Origin of the sequence: Blautia sp. OM07-19 (assembly GCF_003481595.1) — a bacterium.
GTDB classification, from domain to species: Bacteria; Bacillota; Clostridia; order Lachnospirales; family Lachnospiraceae; genus Blautia_A; species Blautia_A intestinihominis.
This window is the reverse complement of the sequence record NZ_QULA01000003.1, coordinates 1-18,444: the sequence shown is the minus strand read 5'-3', so window position 1 is coordinate 18,444 and position 18,444 is coordinate 1. Positions and strand designations below refer to the sequence as shown.

At 44.4% G+C, this 18,444-nt stretch carries 18 protein-coding genes; 17 read left to right on the top strand and 1 reads right to left on the bottom strand.

The window, feature by feature from the left end; genetic code table 11:
- Nucleotides 1-2: 2 nt before the first annotated feature.
- The 3 genes from glf to tagD all read left to right on the top strand — a co-directional run bounded on the left by glf (nt 3) and on the right by tagD (nt 3,091).
- Nucleotides 3-1,124: a UDP-galactopyranose mutase gene (gene glf / locus DXC01_RS03670; protein ID WP_118698289.1), complete on the top strand. Its 1,122-nt coding sequence runs from the start codon at nt 3-5 to the stop codon at nt 1,122-1,124.
- Between the two features lie 131 nt (nt 1,125-1,255).
- On the top strand, nt 1,256-2,647 hold the full coding sequence (locus tag DXC01_RS03665) for an InlB B-repeat-containing protein (protein WP_118698288.1): 1,392 nt from the start codon (nt 1,256-1,258) through the stop codon (nt 2,645-2,647).
- Between the two features lie 36 nt (nt 2,648-2,683).
- Nucleotides 2,684-3,091 (top strand): glycerol-3-phosphate cytidylyltransferase, encoded by a 408-nt coding sequence (gene tagD / locus DXC01_RS03660; protein WP_022215553.1) that lies wholly within the window; start codon nt 2,684-2,686, stop codon nt 3,089-3,091.
- Nucleotides 3,092-3,104: 13 nt separating this feature from the next.
- Here tagD and DXC01_RS03655 read toward each other — a convergent pair whose 3' ends face one another.
- Nucleotides 3,105-3,947 carry a polysaccharide deacetylase family protein gene (locus DXC01_RS03655; protein WP_199704958.1) on the bottom strand — a complete coding sequence of 281 codons (843 nt, stop codon included), beginning with the start codon at nt 3,945-3,947 and terminating at the stop codon, nt 3,105-3,107.
- A 523-nt stretch (nt 3,948-4,470) separates the two neighbouring features.
- Between DXC01_RS03655 and eno the strand changes: the two genes are divergently transcribed.
- The 14 genes from eno to DXC01_RS03585 all read left to right on the top strand — a co-directional run bounded on the left by eno (nt 4,471) and on the right by DXC01_RS03585 (nt 17,999).
- Complete coding sequence (gene eno, locus DXC01_RS03650) at nt 4,471-5,796, top strand: phosphopyruvate hydratase (RefSeq protein ID WP_022215551.1); 1,326 nt, start codon at nt 4,471-4,473, stop codon at nt 5,794-5,796.
- Nucleotides 5,797-6,108: 312 nt separating this feature from the next.
- Nucleotides 6,109-6,348, top strand: coding sequence for a preprotein translocase subunit SecG (gene secG / locus DXC01_RS03645; protein ID WP_022215550.1), 240 nt, complete (start codon nt 6,109-6,111; stop codon nt 6,346-6,348).
- Between the two features lie 73 nt (nt 6,349-6,421).
- Nucleotides 6,422-8,455, top strand: coding sequence for a ribonuclease R (rnr, locus tag DXC01_RS03640; RefSeq protein WP_022215549.1), 2,034 nt, complete (start codon nt 6,422-6,424; stop codon nt 8,453-8,455).
- Nucleotides 8,456-8,468: 13 nt separating this feature from the next.
- Nucleotides 8,469-8,936 carry an SsrA-binding protein SmpB gene (gene smpB, locus DXC01_RS03635; RefSeq protein WP_022215548.1) on the top strand — a complete coding sequence of 156 codons (468 nt, stop codon included), beginning with the start codon at nt 8,469-8,471 and terminating at the stop codon, nt 8,934-8,936.
- A 122-nt stretch (nt 8,937-9,058) separates the two neighbouring features.
- The gene (locus tag DXC01_RS03630; RefSeq protein WP_022215547.1) at nt 9,059-10,030 is read left to right on the top strand and encodes a hypothetical protein; all 972 of its coding nucleotides are present in this window, start codon (nt 9,059-9,061) and stop codon (nt 10,028-10,030) included.
- 41 nt (nt 10,031-10,071) lie between these two features.
- On the top strand, nt 10,072-10,767 hold the full coding sequence (gene pyrH / locus DXC01_RS03625; protein WP_022215546.1) for a UMP kinase: 696 nt from the start codon (nt 10,072-10,074) through the stop codon (nt 10,765-10,767).
- 28 nt (nt 10,768-10,795) lie between these two features.
- Entirely contained in the window at nt 10,796-11,347 is a 552-nt protein-coding gene (gene frr / locus DXC01_RS03620) for a ribosome recycling factor (RefSeq protein WP_022215545.1), read from the top strand.
- A gap of 85 nt (nt 11,348-11,432) precedes the next feature.
- Entirely contained in the window at nt 11,433-12,140 is a 708-nt protein-coding gene (locus DXC01_RS03615; protein WP_118698287.1) for an isoprenyl transferase, read from the top strand.
- A gap of 6 nt (nt 12,141-12,146) precedes the next feature.
- The gene (locus tag DXC01_RS03610) at nt 12,147-12,941 is read left to right on the top strand and encodes a phosphatidate cytidylyltransferase (RefSeq protein WP_022215543.1); all 795 of its coding nucleotides are present in this window, start codon (nt 12,147-12,149) and stop codon (nt 12,939-12,941) included.
- Between the two features lie 30 nt (nt 12,942-12,971).
- Nucleotides 12,972-14,114 (top strand): 1-deoxy-D-xylulose-5-phosphate reductoisomerase, encoded by a 1,143-nt coding sequence (gene dxr, locus DXC01_RS03605; RefSeq protein WP_118251405.1) that lies wholly within the window; start codon nt 12,972-12,974, stop codon nt 14,112-14,114.
- A 1-nt stretch (nt 14,115) separates the two neighbouring features.
- Entirely contained in the window at nt 14,116-15,405 is a 1,290-nt protein-coding gene (gene rseP / locus DXC01_RS03600; protein WP_118698286.1) for an RIP metalloprotease RseP, read from the top strand.
- 55 nt (nt 15,406-15,460) lie between these two features.
- Nucleotides 15,461-16,381 (top strand): phosphodiester glycosidase family protein, encoded by a 921-nt coding sequence (locus DXC01_RS03595; RefSeq protein WP_118698285.1) that lies wholly within the window; start codon nt 15,461-15,463, stop codon nt 16,379-16,381.
- A 74-nt stretch (nt 16,382-16,455) separates the two neighbouring features.
- Entirely contained in the window at nt 16,456-17,178 is a 723-nt protein-coding gene (locus tag DXC01_RS03590; protein ID WP_330427626.1) for a hypothetical protein, read from the top strand.
- A 143-nt stretch (nt 17,179-17,321) separates the two neighbouring features.
- Complete coding sequence (locus tag DXC01_RS03585) at nt 17,322-17,999, top strand: recombinase family protein (RefSeq protein WP_118698284.1); 678 nt, start codon at nt 17,322-17,324, stop codon at nt 17,997-17,999.
- Nucleotides 18,000-18,444: the final 445 nt, after the last annotated feature.

Here is an 18,444-nt window from a genome sequence, read left to right as displayed (position 1 = left end):
TTATGAATAAACATTACGATTATCTGGTAGTTGGTGCAGGTCTTTACGGAGCTGTTTTTGCGCATGAGGCCAAAAAGGCAGGAAAGTCTGTTCTTGTTATTGATAAACGCCCGAACATTGCCGGAAATGTATATACAGAAGACATGGAAAAAATCCATGTACATAAATATGGAGCACACATTTTCCATACAAACAACAAAAAGGTCTGGGATTATATCACACAGTTTGCAGAATTTAACCGTTTTACCAACAGCCCGGTTGCCAATTATCACGGAGAGCTTTATTCGCTTCCGTTTAATATGTACACATTCAACAAGATGTGGGGTGTGGTAACACCGGAAGAAGCAGCAGCCAAGATTGAAGAGCAGAAACGTGAAGCAGGTATCACAGAGCCAAAGAATCTGGAAGAACAGGCTATTTCCCTGGTCGGAAGAGATATTTTTGAAAAACTGATCAAAGGATATACAGAGAAACAGTGGGGAAGAAGCTGTAAGGAACTTCCTGCCTTTATTATCAAGAGACTTCCGGTTCGCCTGACTTTTGATAATAATTATTTTAATGCATTATATCAGGGAATTCCGATGGGCGGATACACAAAGATGGTTGCAAACATGCTGGATGGCATAGAAGTCCGCCTGGAGGAAGATTATCTTGACAAAAAAGAGGAATGGGATGCTATTGCAGACAAGGTAATCTATACAGGTCCGATCGATGCATATTTTGGTTATCAGATGGGATATCTGGAATATCGTTCTGTACGTTTTGAGACAGAACTGCTTGATAAACCGAATTTCCAGGGAAATGCGGCTGTCAATTATACAGATGTGGAAACACCGTGGACCAGAATCATTGAACACAAATGGTTTGAGTTTGGCAAGGATGATGACGGACAGGAGATTCCAAAGACTGTGATCAGCCGTGAGTACAGTTCTGAATGGAAACCTGGAGATGAACCATATTATCCGGTTAACGATGAGAAAAACGGAGCACTTTACGAGAAATACAGACTTCTTGCGCAGAAGGAAGAGAACGTGATCTTTGGTGGTCGACTGGGTGAATATAAGTATTATGATATGGATGCGGTAATCGCGTCTGCACTTTCCATGTGCGAAAATGAACTCTAAAATATGACAAAAATATGAAGTTACAATGAAAATTGTATTGCAACAACTCTGAAAAGCTGTTATAGTAAGTCTCGTAAACAAAAAGCAAACGATGATCTTTGATAAAAGAAACATAAGTAAGGAGTTTTTTTATGAAAAAAGCCACAGTGAACAGGTGGAAGGGAATTGTTTTTTTGACGTTGTTGTTTGGATTTCTGTTTCTGGCGCTAAGCAGACCGATTTCGGCTGAGGCAGCCACTACAGAGAAGTGTAAAGTTGTTTTTGCGAATTCCAATGGCGTAGTTTCTAATGATACATTTCGTAAGTGGGCCAGGACTGTAACTAAGGGGAGTTATATTCAGCTTCCGACAGTAAACCGTTCCGGTTATAAATGCGTATGGGTAGAGAAGAGAGGGACCAAAGAGCTGAAATATGCTACAGGAAGGAATGTGAGAATTACAAAAAACACGAAATTCTGTCTGCGTTATTATAAGCTCTATACGGTAAGATACTATACCATGAATGGAAGCAAAGAATATACCAGCCTGCGGGAACAGGGATATCAGGGTCAGGTGCTGACATTTCCTCTGCATCCGACGGCGACGGGGTATAAGTTCCTCGGATGGAGTACTTCTATAAATGGTAAAACAGTCAAAAAAGAGGGCGACAGTCTGCGTGTTACCGGTAATATGAAGTTTTATATTGTCGGAAAGAAAATTACAGGAGTCAATCTCCGTAAATACGACGGAACGGTATGGAAAGTTGTGGATACCAGTTCCGGAAGTGCAACATTTCCGGCAGTAAACCTGAACAGTGCAAATATGTGTCTGGGCTGGTCACGTACCAAGGGAAAAACAACCAATCCTGAATATAAGGCAGGCGATAAAATTCCTACCAGAACAGGAAACTATTATATGGTTGTATTTTTCTCAAAACAGGATCGTGCACCGGCATCAATTATAAAACCTACGAAACATCAGATGGTTTATTTTGTAGGAGATTCCAGAACGGTTGGGCTTCAGCTTGCCCTTGGAAATTCTGCTCCTTCAAATGTAGATTTTGTATGTAAAGGAAATCAGGGACTTGACTGGTTCCGACAGACTGGTTACAGGGAACTGCTCCGGAAACTGTCGAAGCAGTCACGTAAGACAAAGAAAGCGGTTATTATTAATCTCGGTGTAAATGATATGAGTAACATCAATACATATGTTGTTTACATGAGAAAAGTGTCCGAAAATCTCAAACAGAATTATAATTGTGATATGTATTATCTTTCTGTAAATCCGGTGAACAGTGCCATGATTCGAAGCTATGGTGCCGGAACGAGAACAGAAGCACAGGTGGCAGCTTTTAATAAGACAATTTATCAGAAATTATGCAGTGGAAGTGATCGTGCGTTTATTTATATTAATACCTGTACGAACCTTCAGAAATATGGATGGAGCAGCAACCGTTATGATGCAGGAATCTATGATGGACTTCATTATTCGGTTGAAACGACTCTCCGTATTTATGGCTACTGTATCAGGAAGCTGAATGCCTGATCTATTATTGAAATCAGAGAGGAATCTTTATTAATTATGAAACGAGTAATCACATACGGAACTTTCGACCTGCTTCATTATGGGCATATCAATCTTTTGCGTCGTGCCAGACAGCTTGGAGATTATCTGATCGTAGGTCTTTCCACAGATGAGTTCAACTGGAATGAAAAGCAGAAGAAATGTTATTTCTCCTACGAAAAAAGAAAACAGCTTCTGGAGGCAATCCGTTATGTGGATCTTGTAATTCCGGAAGAAAACTGGGAACAGAAACGTTCCGACGTAAAAGAATATCATGTAGATACCTTTGTGATGGGAGATGACTGGAAAGGTAAGTTTGATTTCCTCAAAGAAGAAGGCTGCGAGGTGGTTTACCTGCCACGTACACCTGAGATCTCCAGTTCCCAGATCAAGGAAGATCTTCACACAAAAGAACAGCAGAAATAATGACTGACCGGGGTTACGCCTCGGTCAGTTCTTTTATGGAGTGGAACTGGTAGCCCATTTCTTCCCATTTGGTGAGAAGTTCATCCAGGATCGCGGCGTTCGTGGAGGAAGTGTTGTGGAGCAGAACGATCGCACCAGGGTGGATCCGGGGAATCAGTTTCTGGAAAGCTTCTTCCTTCGAGGGCTGCTGCTCCTGGATCCAGTCCACATAGGCAAGACTCCAGAAAAAGGTGGAATAGCCAAGTTCTTTTGCCATGGAAAGATTTTCTGTGCTGTAGACACCGCGGGGCGGCCGGTAAAATTTGGTCATGGGTTCGCCCGTTACGGAAGTATAGAGTTCTTCCACGCCTTCAAGTTCCTTCTGAAAGGATTCCATCGAAGAAATCTGAGACATATCCGGATGGGTCATCGTATGGTTTCCCACAATATGCCCCTCTGTGATCATGCGTTTGATAAGATCGGGATTATCTTTGATAAAATTTCCGACAGCAAAAAAGACAGCGGGAGCCTGGTGCTTTTTAAGTGCCTCCAGGATTGCAGGGGTGTTTCCATTCTCATATCCGGCATCAAAAGTCAGATAGAGGATTTTTTCGTCAGTATCGCTGGCATAATAGGCGTTGTACTGTTTCAGATCATCGATCGTGGCGTTTCCGGCAGGACGTTTTCCTTCTTCCTGAAAACTTAATCCCCAGCTTGCACTTTGGACAGAAGCAGAGGTTTCTTTTGTGGGAGAAAGCGTTCCGGTGAGGATCCCAAGCAGACTGCCGAGGGTAAAAGCACCGGCCAGCAGAAGGAGAGAACATAAAAAGCGGGATTTCTTTATGTAGTGAAAGACAAGAATAAAAAAAGATGTCATGGGAATCTCCATGTAGATGTTTGATTCAGTATATGTAAGAAGACAAAAAATTAGAGCCATCAGATGAATTATTTAATCTGGTGGCTCTTCTACTGTTCATTGTCCAATGGAACGTACCTCCTGTTTGGTTTATAAAACATTTGGAATAATTATGAGTTTACGTTTCTGGTGGTCCGTACCTCTCTTCCTGAAATTATGATGTGTTAAGATTTACGTTTCTGGTGGTCTGTACCTGCCTTTCTTAAAGTATTGGGGTTCGCTTAAGCTTTCGGTGGTCTCACGCCTTTCTGTTTGTTTTTTTGTTTTCGTTCCTTTGTTTTATGTACTTAATATAACAGATAAAATTACATTTGTCAACAATAAAAAATAAAAATTTCAAAATAAATATTTCGTATACAGCAAACAATATAATAAAAATAGAATTGTCTGAAAACAATACAGAAAATGAAATTGCGACGATCTCTGCATAGAAAGAAGCATCAGGGGAAAACTAAGTTTATCATTTGATGAAGGAGGTAATCTCATGTTGCGTTATCTACCTGTACGCAGGATCCACGCAAGACAGGTTCTGGACTCCAGAGGAACACCTACTGTTGAGGTGGAAGCTACCGTAGGCGAAGGGATCATTGGAATTGAGGGATATACAGCGAGGGCGATCGTGCCATCCGGAGCATCGACAGGAAGATTTGAGGCGGTGGAACTCCGGGATGGAGAAAAAGGATATTATGTCGGATTAAGTGTGCGAAAAGCAGTCGAAAATGTAAATATCAGACTGGCGGAAGCCATTCTTGGAGAAAATGCGCTGAATCAGGTGCGGATCGACGAGCTTCTGATAAAGGCAGATGGAACGGAAAACAAGAGCAGTGCCGGGGCAAATGCAACTCTGGGCGTTTCCATGGCGGTTGCCCGGGCAGCGGCGATGGCGCTTCGGATTCCGCTTTATCAGTATCTTGGCGGCTGCCATACAAGAAAAATGCCGGTTCCGATGATGAATATCCTGAATGGAGGAAAGCATGCGGACAACACTGTAGATCTGCAGGAATTCATGATCATGCCCTGCGGTGCCGGGAATTTTGAAGATGGGATCCGGATGTGTGTGGAGATCTATCAGTTTCTCAAGATCCTTCTCAGAGAGAAAGGCCTTTCGACAGCGGTAGGGGATGAAGGTGGTTTTGCGCCGGATCTCAAAGATTCCAGGGATGTCCTGCGGCTGATCCTTGAGGCAGTTGAAAAAGCAGGGTATGAACCGGGAAAAGATATTTTTATTGCGATCGATGCAGCAGCCAGTGAACTTTATGATGAAGAACAGGGTGTGTACCGTTTTCCGGGTGAGAGTAAGATGAAAGCCGAAGAAGTGCTCCGGGATGCGGCAGAAATGATCGATTATTATGAAGAACTTCTGGAAGAATTTCCAATCATTTCAATTGAGGATGGTCTTAATGAGGATGACTGGGAAGGCTGGAAAACAATGACAGAACGTCTCGGAGACAGGCTGCAGCTTGTGGGAGATGATCTTTTTGTCACAAATGTCAAAAGACTTTCCTGTGGAATCAGGCTTGAGGCGGCAAATGCGATCCTCGTCAAAGTAAACCAGATCGGTACCTTAAGCGAGGCGATGGATGCAGTGAAAATGGCGCAGCACGCAGGATACCGTGCGATCATCTCACATCGTTCGGGCGAGACAGAAGATGCTTTTATCGCAGATCTTGCAGTGGCGACAGGAGCCGGGCAGATCAAGACAGGAGCACCATGCCGCTCTGACCGGAATGCGAAATACAATCAGCTCATCCGGATCAGTGAATTGCTTGGAGAAGATGCTGTTTATGAAAATCCATTTCAAAAAGAGTGACGTCTGAATAAAAAATGCGGTGTACAGGATCCGATTCTGTCTGCACAGTGCAAAAAAAGCAGGGGGAATCGGATTTTTGCCCTGAAACTTATCCAAAAACGGTTGAAATCCAGAGGGTGGTATGGTACAATCTTATTACTGTCCACAGGTAATATTTCGCGAGGTGTTTTGCCATGAATATGGCAAAATCCCGAGACATACAGGGCAAAATGCCATCACCGAAGGTGATTTGAAATGCATTTTGACCAAGTTACTGTGAACGAAGTGAACAGTAACACAATATTTTGCAGTTGATTAGGAGGTGTAACCGAAGTGCAGATTTTGAGAACAATACTGACTATTATTTTTGCTATAGATTGTATTGCGCTGACTGTTGTTGTTCTGATGCAGGAAGGCAAGCAGCAGGGCCTGGGTGGAACGATTTCAGGTGCCTCAGATACATACTGGGGAAGAAACAAGGGACGTTCTATGGAAGGTGGCCTTGTAAGAGCAACTACGATCATGGCAGTGTTATTTTTTATACTGGCAGCTGTTTTAAATATGAATTTTTAGTCAAAGGAAACACTCTTGTATAAATTGCAAGAGTGCTTTTTTTACGTTGGATATCAATAAAGGAGAGCTTTAGGTGAGCAGAAAGAAAAACTGGGAAAAGAAAAAGAAATTTTCCAAGGGCAAACAGATAAAGAAAGATAAATTTAAATTAAAGAAAAGAGATCTCTGGGAGTTTGAGAAACAGGGTCTGATCAAAGAGGGTACCTTCATAGGCAACCAGAAGGGCTTTGGATTTGTGGAACTTGAGGACGAGGAAGATGATATCTTTATTCCGGCAAATTCTGTAGGAACTGCCATGCATCAGGACAAGGTGAGAGTCCTTGTGAAGAAGAAGTCCGGCAGCGGAAAGCGTCAGGAGGGCACGGTTGTCGAAATCCTTGAGCGTGGGACCACGGAGGTTGTGGGTACTTTTCAGAGAGAACGTGATTATGGATTTGTACTTTGTGACAATCAGAAGTATGCAAAGGATATCTATATCGCAGCTAAGAATTCCAAGGGAGTCCGCGATGGCGACAAGGTCGTGGCAGAGATCATTGATTATGGCGATGAGAGACATAAGCCGGAAGGCAGGATCAAGGAGGATATGGGAAGCATAAATGCACCTGGAACGGATATCCTGGCGATCGTGAAGAGTTTCAATATCCCGTCAGAGTTCCCGCCGAAGGTCATCACACAGGCAGGACGTGTTCCGGATCACGTGCTTGATGCCGACAGAGATGGCAGGATGGACCTCACACATCTTCAGACCGTGACGATTGACGGAGAGGATGCCAAGGACCTCGATGATGCGATCTCTCTTACAAAAGAAGGCGATATCTATCATCTTGGTGTGCATATCGCAGATGTGAGCAACTATGTTCAGGGAGGCAGCGCACTGGACAAAGAAGCACTAAAGAGAGGAACCAGTGTGTACCTTGCAGACCGTGTGATCCCGATGCTTCCGGAGCGGCTTTCAAATGGAATCTGTTCACTGAACCAGGGAGAGGATCGACTGACTTTAAGCTGTCTTATGGATATTGACAAGAACGGCCAGGTGATCGATCACAAGATCGCAGAGACGATCATCCGCGTGGATCGAAGAATGAGTTATACGCAGGTACGCTGCATCCTGGAAGACGGCGATACTGAGACAAGCCTTGAGTATGCGGATTTTGTGCCAATGTTTTTCCTGATGAAAGAACTTTCAGAGCTTCTTCGGAGCCGCAGGCACCACAGAGGATCGATCGACTTTGATTTTCCGGAGAGCAAGATCACCCTCAACGGCGCGGGAAGAGCGATCGATGTGCAGGCTTATGAGGCGAATGTGGCGACAGAGATCATTGAGGATTTCATGCTGATGGCAAATGAGACCGTTGCAAAGGAGTACTGTCAGGGTGAGTATCCGTTTGTATACCGTACTCACGAGACCCCGGATCCGGAACGTGTGGAGAGTCTTCTGACGCTTCTTCGAAACCAGGGGATCTCTGTGCAGAAGGCCGGTGAGGAGATCACCCCGAAGGAGATCCAGGAGATCATCGAAAGTATCCAGGGACTGCCGAATGAGACAATGATCAGCCGTCTGACCCTGCGTACGATGAAGCAGGCAAAATATACGACACAGTGCAGCGGTCACTTTGGTCTTGCAGCGAAATATTACTGTCATTTTACTTCTCCGATCAGGAGATATCCAGATTTACAGATCCACCGTATCATTCGTGATAATATAAGGGGGAGACTTCAGAGAGAAGGAAAGACAGAGCATTACAGAGAGATCCTCGAACATGTTGCACAGCAGTCCAGTGCATGTGAGAGAAGGGCACAGGAAGCAGAGAGAGAGTCAGACCGCTTAAAGAAAGCTGAATACATGTCTTATCATCTCGGTGAAGAATTTGAGGGCATCATTTCAGGCGTGACTGCTTATGGATTCTATGTGGAACTTCCGAATACCGTCGAGGGACTTGTTCATGTGACGAGCCTTCGGGACGATTATTATTCTTATAACGAAGAAACTTATGAGCTGAGCGGCGAACTGAGCCACAAAGTCTACCATCTCGGACAGAAAGTAAGAGTCAGGGTGGCAGATGCGGATGCTCTGAAGAGAACGGTAGATTTTACCGTTGTTGAGTAAAGGAGGGAATTTTATGGCGAAAGCAACAGGGATCAAACTGATCGCCAACAACAAAAAAGCCTTTCATGATTATTTTATAGAGGACACTTATGAAGCCGGTATTTCTCTGGCAGGAACAGAGGTAAAGTCCCTTCGTATGGGCAAGTGCAGTGTCAAGGAATCTTTTATCCGTGTAGAAAAAGGCGAAGTATATATCTATGGAATGCACATCAGCCCCTATGAGAAGGGAAATATCTTTAACAAGGATCCTCTGCGTGTCAGGAAGCTTCTTCTTCACAGACATGAGATCAACAAGATCGAGGGCAAACTTCAGGAAAAAGGTCTCACGCTGGTTCCTCTCAAGGTGTATTTCAAGGGCAGTCTGGTAAAGGTTGAAGTTGGTGTGGCGCGAGGCAAGAAGCTCTATGACAAGAGACAGGATATTGCAAAGAAAGACCAGCGAAGAGAAGCTGAGAGAGAGTTTAAGGTTAAAAATCTGTAACTTTAAAAATTGTATGAATTTTGGGACATTTAGTTGACAAGAATCTGAGACTCTGTATAATTAAGTTAAATAATAATGACATCATAGGACTATTACGTAATAGGAAACAGGAGGGAATAGATATGCTCAAAAAACGTTATTTGGCCATTGCAGGGCTTGCTGTGCTGGCAATAGCTGCATCAGGCTGTGGCAAGAAGAATACAACGGAACAGACACCAGTCCAGGTAACGCCTACTGAAACTCCTCAGGCGACACCTACGGTTACGATAGAACTTGTAAATATGGAAGAGACAACGGAGAAAAATGTAATCGGTGAAAAGACAGCAACAGCTTCCAAGGTTGCTATTGTAAACCGCACCGGTTCAGAGATTGCATCTATCTATATCAGAGAGACGCCATCTGATGATGCAGATGAGGACACTGCTGACGAATGGGGTGATGATCTTGTAAATGGTATGTTCACTCTTAAGAATGGAGAGAATGCAGTTTATTATTATGAGAAGCCATCTTCTTCAGGAAGCACATACGATATTCGTATCGCCTACACAGATGAAGATGCAAACGAATGTTTCTTCAGAAAACTGCCACTGGCATCTATGAAGCAGATTACTCTTCGAATGGACGGAGAGGGAGAAGATTCGATTCCTTATGCAACGTATTTTACAACAACTGGAAGTAAAGAAGTATCTACTCTGAATGAAGTGAAGAAGAGACTTGGTCTTGACACCGATAGCGAAGAAGATGTGACACCGACTCCGGATCCATCTGATTCAGCCGATCCGACGCAGGCACCGGATGATTCTGATAACACAGCCAATCCGACACAGGCACCAAATCCGGATGATAACAACAATAACAGTAATAACGGTGACGACGGAGATAATACAAGTCCGACAGATTCTACGATTCGGACAGCAGAGGGATATATTGGCAGATCATTGGATGATCTGGTTTCAGCGATTGGCGATTCCAATTCATCAGAATATGACGAAGACCCGGATAATGGCACAAGCGGTTATTATTATTACGGAAACTTCACGGTTTCAACAACTGTAGATGCCGATGGAAACGAAGTTGTTACAGGCGTATGGTAAGAATACTGATGCAGATGCATCGGAGGAAAGGATAAATAACTATGAAGAGGATTTTACTGAAATTAAGTGGAGAGGCTCTGGCAGGAGCAGAGAAGAAAGGATTTGATGAGGCTACAGTCATCGCTGTTGCAAAGCAGATCCGCACAATTGTAGAAGAGGGAACTCAGGTAGGTATTGTGATCGGAGGAGGAAACTTCTGGAGAGGACGTACCAGTGAGACCATCGACCGCAATAAGGCAGATCAGATCGGTATGCTGGCTACAGTCATGAACTGCATCTATGTATCTGATATCTGCAGATATCTGGGACTTCGCACAGAGATTTTTACACCGTTCGAATGCGGCGCATTTACAAGCCTCTATTCCAAAGATGCAGTAGAGGAAGGCTTTGCACAGGGCAAGGTTCTGTTCTTCGCAGGCGGTACAGGCCATCCGTATTTCTCTACAGATACAGCAACCGTACTTCGCGCTGTTGAGATCGAGGCAGAGGCGATCCTTCTTGCCAAAGCCGTAGATGGAATCTATGACAGCGATCCGAAGGTTAACCCGAACGCTGTGAAATACGATGAGATCAGCATTCAGGAAGTCGTTGACAAGAAACTGGCAGCTATGGACCTTACAGCATCTATCATGTGCCTGGAGCAAAAAATGCCAATGCTTGTTTTTGGCCTTGAGGAAGAGAACAGCATCATCAATACAGTTCATGGTAAATTCAACGGAACCAAGGTAACTGTATAAAATAAATTACAAGAGGGAGATTTGACAAATGGATGAAAGAGTTCAGAAATATGAGCAGAAAATGACCAAGACACTGAAAGGCTTCGAGGAGGAACTGACAACGATCCGTGCAGGACGTGCAAACCCGCATATTCTTGACAAGATCACCGTAGATTATTATGGAAGCCCGACACCGCTTCAGCAGGTGGCAAACATCACAGTGCCGGAGGCACGTATGATCCAGATCCAGCCATGGGAAGCAAGCCTGATCAAAGGAATCGAGAAAGCAATCCTTACATCTGATCTGGGACTGAACCCGAACAACGATGGTAAACTGATCCGTCTGGTACTTCCGGAGCTCACAGAGGAGCGTCGTAAAGAGCTGGTAAAGGATGTCAAGAAGAAAGGTGAGGCTGCCAAAGTTGCTGTCCGCAATGTCCGCCGTGATGCAAACGATGCATTCAAGAAACTTGGCAAGCAGGACGTTTCCGAGGATGAGATCAAAGACCTTGAGGATGCTGTACAGAAACTGACAGATAAATTTGTCAAAAAGATCGATGAAGCAGTAGATACCAAAGCAAAAGAAATCCTGACTGTATAATCCCGGTCAGGTGGGGAATGAGGAGAGGGAGAGCCGGAAACAGGCTCTCTTTCTGTTGCATAAAAAGAAATAAGAGGAGAAACATATGAGAGTACCAAATCATATAGCTATCATTCTTGACGGAAACGGCAGATGGGCGAAGGCAAAGGGGATGCCGAGAGGATACGGACATATCAAGGGATGTGCGAATCTGGAGACGATCTGTGATGATATCAAGGATCTTGGCGTAAAATACCTGACGGTCTATGCTTTTTCGACAGAGAACTGGAAACGATCCAGAGAAGAAGTAGAGGGCTTGATGAAGCTGTTCCGAAGCTATCTCAAAAAATGCATGAAAAGCGCAGAGAAAAACCATATGCGTGTCAAGGTCATCGGTGATCCATCCGCGTTTTCACCGGATATTCAGGAGAAGATCCGCCAGCTTGAGGAGTTTTCCAAGGATTACGATGAGCTTTATTTCCAGATTGCACTGAATTATGGAAGCCGTGACGAAATCGTGCGAGGTGTGCGTAAACTGGCTCAGGATGTGGCAGACGGCAAACTGGTTCCGGATGCGATCGATGAGTCATGCTTTGAGAATTATCTGGATACTGCCGGAGTTCCGGATCCGGATCTTATGATCCGCACAAGTGGAGAATTAAGACTTTCCAACTTTCTTATGTGGCAGCTGGCTTATACAGAATTTTATTTCACAGATGTTCCGTGGCCAGATTTCCATAAGGAAGAATTAATTAAGGCAATTGAGAAATATAATGAGAGAGACCGCAGATATGGCGGGGTCAAGGAGGAGTAAATAAAGATGTTTAAGACACGATTGATCAGTGGTATCTTTCTGGTGATTGCAGCACTTCTGACGATCATCAGTGGAGGATATGTACTTTTTGTAACTTTGCTCTGTGTTTCTCTTCTTGGAATCCAGGAACTTTATAAGGCAATGGGTGTTCATAAGGATGGCGTAGGACTTCTGGAACTCGCAGGATATCTGGGGACGATCCTGTATTATGCTTCTCTGCTCCTTGGATTTGAGAGATACGGAATGATGGCAGTCCTTCTGGGACTGGTGCTTCTGATGTTTGTATATGTGTTTACATATCCGAAATATGAAGCGGATCAGGTGATGTCAGCATTTTTTGGAATCGTTTATGTGGCAGTCATGCTTTCCTTTATTTTCCTTACGAGAAATCTTGAGGGAGGTAAATTCCTTGTATGGCTGATCTTCCTCTGCTCCTGGGGATGTGATACCTGTGCCTATTGCGTGGGAATGCTGATCGGTAAACACAAGATGGCACCTGTATTGAGCCCTAAGAAATCCGTCGAGGGAGCTGTCGGCGGTGTTGTGGGAGCAGCAGCACTTGGCGCGATCTATGCGGCTGTGACTCATGGACCGATAGTGGAATATGCAGTGATCTGTGCAGTCGGTGCACTGATCTCTATGGTAGGAGATCTTGCTGCATCTGCGATCAAGAGAAATCGCGGCATCAAGGATTACGGCAAGCTGATCCCGGGACATGGAGGCATCCTTGACCGTTTTGACAGTGTGATCTTTACTTCACCGATCATCTTTTATCTTGCGAAGATGATCCTTGGTTTATAAAATTCAGATGAATGGAGGAACTCTGTTTTTATGAAGAAAATTGCGATATTAGGTTCAACAGGTTCTATCGGAACACAGACACTGGATGTTGTGCGCGCAAACGGCGATATTGAAGTCCTTGGTATCAGCGCAGGACGGAATATTGCGAAGCTGGAAGAGCAGGTCAGGGAATTTTCTCCGCAGCTCGTGGCAGTCTGGGATGAAAATGCAGCCAGAGATCTGGCACAGAAGATCCAGGATACAGATACGAAGGTAGTGTCCGGTATGGACGGACTTTTGGAACTGGCAGCAATGCCGGAGACGGAAATCCTTGTTACCGCGATCGTGGGAATGCTTGGGATCCGTCCTACGATCGAGGCGATCCGTGCAGGTAAGGATATTGCGCTGGCAAACAAGGAAACTCTGGTAACTGCAGGACATCTGATCATGCCGATGGCAGAGGAATATGGTGTGAAGATCCTGCCAGTGGACAGTGAACACAGCGCGATCTTCCAGTCTCTGAACGGAGAACATAAGGAAGAAGTACATAAACTTCTGATCACAGCGTCCGGCGGACCTTTCCGTGGAAGAAAGAGAGCTGATCTGGAGCATGTGACCCTGGAGGATACCCTGAAACACCCGAACTGGGTAATGGGACAGAAGATCACTGTAGATTCCGCAACTCTTGTCAATAAAGGGCTTGAGGTCATGGAGGCGAAGTGGCTTTTTGGTATGGATCTGGATCATATCCAGGTTGTTGTACAGCCGCAGAGTGTGATCCATTCCATGGTAGAGTTCAAGGATGGAGGAATCATCGCCCAGCTTGGAACACCGGATATGCGCCTTCCGATCCAGTATGCGCTTTATTATCCTCATAGAAGATATCTTGCGGGAGACCGGCTTGATTTTGCGAAACTTGGACAGATCACATTTGAGGAACCGGATATGGAGACCTTCCTGGGACTTCCGATGGCAATCCAGGCATCCAGAGAGGGCGGTTCCATGCCGACCGTATTTAACGCGGCGAATGAACTGGCAGTAAAGAAATTCCTGCACCGTGAGATCCGGTTCCTGGATATTTATGATATTATCGGGCAGGCTATGGAAAGACATATAAAGATCGAGCATCCACAGCTTGAGGATATTTTGGCAGTAGAAAACGAGACTTATCAGTGGATTGAAAGCAGGTGGTAAATTGAAGATTCTGATTGCGATCATCATTTTCAGTGCAATCATTTTGATACATGAGCTGGGACATTTTCTCCTGGCGAAATTGAACGGGATCAGTGTGACGGAGTTTTCTCTTGGAATGGGACCGAGATTATTCAGTGTCCAAAAAGGAGAGACACGTTACTCTGTGAAATTACTTCCTCTTGGCGGTTCCTGTGCCATGGTTGGCGAGGATACGGCAGAGGAAGAACTTCCGGGATCTTTTAATGCGGCTCCGGTATGGGGCAGGATCTCTGTCGTGGCGGCAGGCCCGGTCTTTAACTTTATTCTGGCACTTATCCTGTCGGTGATCATTGTCGGTTTTGTCGGTTATGATCCGGCAGAGATCGTGGAAGTACAGCAGGATTCTGCCGCGTCAGAGGCAGGACTTGAGGCAGGCGATGTGATCACGGAATACAATGGATACCATGTGGATCTGGCGAAGGATCTGTATGTGTACAGTTATCTGAACTCACTCAATGAGGGAGATACAGTTACACTTAAAGTACGCCGCGATGGCGAAACGAAGGAAATCCAGTATACACCGGATGTTTCGGTGAGATATCTTCTTGGATTTAACCGTTCGGATGCATCTTCGATGACAGTAGAATCTCTGATCGAGGGAATGCCTCTTGAAGCGGCGGGGCTTCAGCCGGGAGATACGATCACGGCGATCAACGGAACAGAGGTTGCGGATGGAGAAGCATATGATGCTTACCTTCAGGAGCACCCGCTTTCAGATGAGCCGGTGGAGATTACTTATGTGCGTGACGGACTGGATTATACGGCAACGATCACGCCGCAGGAATACCGCACACCGGTACTTGGATTTTCCTATAATCTGGGATATCAGAAGGCGAACGGGCTTGAAGTGCTGAAATATGGTACCCTGGAAGTGAAATATATGATCCGTACTACACTTCTGAGTCTGAAACAGCTTGTTACAGGCGGCCTCGGCTTTAAGGATCTGAGCGGCCCGGTGGGGGTTGTGGATGCGATCGGAACCACTTATGAGGAAAGCAAGAGCGAGGGCGCGCTGATGCTCTGGATGAATATGCTCAACATGGCGGTCCTTTTGTCGGCAAACCTTGGTGTAATGAACCTTCTGCCTCTTCCGGCACTGGATGGTGGAAGACTGGTATTTCTGATCGTAGAGGCGATCCGCCGGAAACCGATCAACCGGGAAGTGGAAGGAATGGTGCATTTCGCAGGTCTGATGCTTCTGATGGCATTGATGGTTGTAGTTATGTATAATGATATCCTGAAGATTTTCTGATGTTTTGGGATAAAATGGATTTGACAGTTAAGAGATATGAAGTGAATTAAGAATTATGAAAAACAAAATTTTGGCATCGCTCGTGCTGGCGGGAATATTTATGAGCAGCAGTCTCTGTGATCCGGGAAGTGAGATCCTGGCGGCAGAACAACAGGAAAGTACGAATTTTACGAATGATGACCTGAATTATGAAACAGAAACTCTGAAAGTAAACGTGGAACAAAAGGATACAGGATATACCAAATACTGGGTGGCTCATGTGCAGACGTTCAGCACAGAACAGTTGAAATCTGCATTGTGTGGCGGAACCTATGGAAATCCGCGCAAAACAACATCCGAGGAGCTTGCCTCTCATGATGGAATCATTGGTATCAATGGCAGTGCATTTTCCTATGGTTCGGGAGAACCCGCCCCTGGCAAGACTATGATCAAAGGCGGTCGGATCTATAATGATGTGTATTCAAACGGAAATATTTTCTGTGTGACAGAGGATGGTGGAATGTTTACTGCAGCTGCGGGAATGACGACAAAGGATCTTCTGAACCGCGGTGTGCAGGATACTTACTGTTTTGGTCCGACGCTTGTAGAGAACGGCGAGGCCAGTGAGATTTCCGGGCAGTTCCATCAGACTTCCAGATACCAGAGAGCGGCGGTGGGAATGGTAAGTCCCGGTGACTATTATCTGGTGGTTGTGGATGGTAAAGGCTATGGTGGCTCTCAGGGAATGACTTCTCAGGAGCTGCAGCAGGTTTTTCTGGATCTGGGATGTGACTATGCGTACAATCTGGACGGTGGTGGCTCAGCAACGCTTGTATTTAAGGGCAGAGTACTGAATATGCTGACAGATAACGGCAAAGAAAGAGCCTGCGGAGACATTCTGTATTTTGTGGATGCAGGAAATGGTTCCGAAGGCAAAGATATTGTTGTACATGAGGACGAGGGAATGATTCGTTCTGCAGGAGACTCTATATGGTAGTCTCCTGATTTTTTTGTGCTGTTCCGAAGAATCCTGACATAAACTATCCTGAGAGGTTTTTTCGGGAGAGATTTATGGAATTCTATGAAAAAATTCGGGCGCAGCAGGAAAATGTTGACCAGGGTCAATTGAAAGTCACAGTAATGACGGCAGATGGAACGCGTCCGGTTGAAAATGCCCGGGTAAAAATATCCTATACCGGAGAGAGCGGACAGACGATCGAGGAAGTACGGACTGATTCCTCCGGACAGATACCGGTTCTGGATGTAAAAACGCCTCCGCTGGAATACAGCATGGAACCGTCAGAGCAGCAACCATATGCGGAATATACGGTTCAGGTCGAGGCGGAGGGTTTTGAGAACTCTGAAGTAGCGGGTACGCAGGTACTCCCGGGAGTTCTTGCCCAGCAGACAGTCAGTGTGAATTTCCAGGCAGGCGCTTCTTTTGAACGAATCGTGATCGGTCCGCATACTCTGTGGGGCGAGTATCCGCCAAAGATTGAGGAGGCAGAGATCAAGCCTGTAAATGAAAGTGGCGAGATTGTTCTGAGCCGGGTTGTTGTGCCGGAATATATTGTCGTTCATGACGGACCTGTAAATGATAATACAGCACAGGATTATTATGTTCGTTACAAAGATTATATTAAAAATGTGGCGAGCAGTGAAATTTACGCTACCTGGCCGGATGATACGATCCGGGCAAATGTTCTGGCAATCATGTCATTTACATTGAACAGAGTCTATACGGAATGGTACCGGAATAGATATAAATTCAGGGTTAGAGGAATGAACAAATGATGAAATGACAGAAAGTGTCATTTAAACCTGTTCGAAATTTGCTATATATAAAAGTGAAAAAATATACGGACAAAGGGTTATTTTGACGATATGACAACACTATCAAAATAACTAAAGTTTAAATGACGCCACGGAGGTTGCATATGGGTAGATTATTTGGCTATCTGCGAATAAGCACTAAGGAGGAACGTAGAAAGCAAAAGTTCACGAGGCAGGAGCATGCACTTAAAAGCTGGTGCGCTGAAAATAATGAAGAAATACCAGAGCGTCGAATATATCGTGATGATGCTAGTGGAAAAAACTTTAATCGCGCATCCTGGAAAGAAATGGAACAGGATGTACAGGCGGGTGACACTATTATATTTAAAGATATCTGTCGATTTACAAGGGAACGGGATAATGGGTACAAGAAGTATATGGAATTATTAAATAGAGGGATAGAGCTAATATTTCTGGATAATCCAACACTCAATACGGAATACATTAAGTCAATGCAGAATTCTGCTGAAAAGATGAAGAGAGAAAATATCGTCGGCGGAATGACTCTGGAATTCGTGATCCGACTGTTACTGGTAACGGAGTTGGACAAGGCCGAAAAGGAGCGAGAAACGACAGTAAAAAGAATTAAAGACGGTATTGCAGCAAGTGATAAGAAATCCGGACGCAAAATCGGACAACTGGACAAGCTATCTCCAGAGTTGGAAAATGATATTAGGGTATATCTGGTAAATCGCAGCGTAAAACAAATTGATTTGATAAACAGGTATAATATTAGCAGGAATACATTAAAAAAATACATTAAATATGTTGCGTCAAACTAATAGCAGAGAGGATCTTCCGGTCCTCTCATTTTTTTATCCAAAATCCTGTCCGAATTACATTATATATAGAAGAAAAATTTTAATAGTCCAATTTGGCGAAACTCTTCTTTTTTTGTGCGAGAAAGCGCATTGTAATAGGGACAAACTCTGTCAAAAAATATGGTTCACGAAAAATCGAAAAAGTCAACCTCATTCCTGTTAACAAATTATGAATAATAAAAATATAAAAAGTTGTAAAAAAAGTATTGACATTATAGAGGCGGGGTGGTATTATATAGTTACAAACAAGAGAGGTAGAAATAGTTCAAAAAATCTTGTTTATGCACTTTGAAAAAAGAATAATCCATATTATTATTTAAAAGAACATTATTATTATAGTAATCATCTAAATTAACCTATTGTGCTACTTCAAATAAATTATATGAAAACCTGTAAATGCGCAAAG